General features: G+C 42.0%; 1 protein-coding gene. It reads left to right on the top strand.

What is annotated here, in order from left to right; translation table 11 throughout:
• Positions 1 to 180: hypothetical protein (locus IP485_RS13820; protein WP_227686559.1), on the top strand; the 180-nt coding region annotated here is incomplete at its 5' end.
• Positions 181 to 610 lie beyond the last annotated feature (430 nt).

Below are 610 nucleotides of genomic sequence, written 5' to 3'. Positions count from 1 at the left end.
GAAAAAAAGAATCCCCAAAAAAATAGAAGGGGTGTATTTAGTAAAAAGGGGGGTGCAAATAGCAATCAGGCCCACTTGGGCCTTCCAGAAGCTTCCTCCAGAAGGCTGTTGCTTCTGGAGGAAGCAACCTTGCTCGCCTGGGCGAGCTGGGCGGCAACCTCCTCCCCTATTTTGCTATAAATAGGGGAGGAAGTGAAGAAGAAAAGGGTTCAGCCCCTTAGGCACTTCTCTCTCTTTCGAATTTGCTTGGAAAAATTGTTTCCGTGAAGAAAATCCAAGCTGAGGCGCTTCCGTAACGCTTCCGAGAGGTTTCCGTAAGCAAATCCGTGAAGGTTTTCCTCCGTTATTCACCGTTCTTCATCCGTTCTTCGTTCTTCAACGGGTAAGTTTTCGAATCCGAGACTTTCAATTCATTTCTTGTTTTGTTGGATTTTATCTTTATTTCATTCACTTTCGGTTTTCTTTTCTTCTGTTTTTAACGAGCTTTAACCGATCGTTTAAGCCGTTTTCTCTCCTAATAAATGGTGAAATGAATTTCAACTGATCATTTGCGTTGTAATCTCATTTAATCACTGTGCAAACAAAATCTAACAAATCGTTCATGCTGTAA

It is taken from the genome of Psychrobacter sp. NG27, from assembly GCF_016106655.1.
Lineage (GTDB): Bacteria > Pseudomonadota > Gammaproteobacteria > Pseudomonadales > Moraxellaceae > Psychrobacter.
This window is presented reverse-complemented; position numbering and strand designations above follow the sequence as displayed.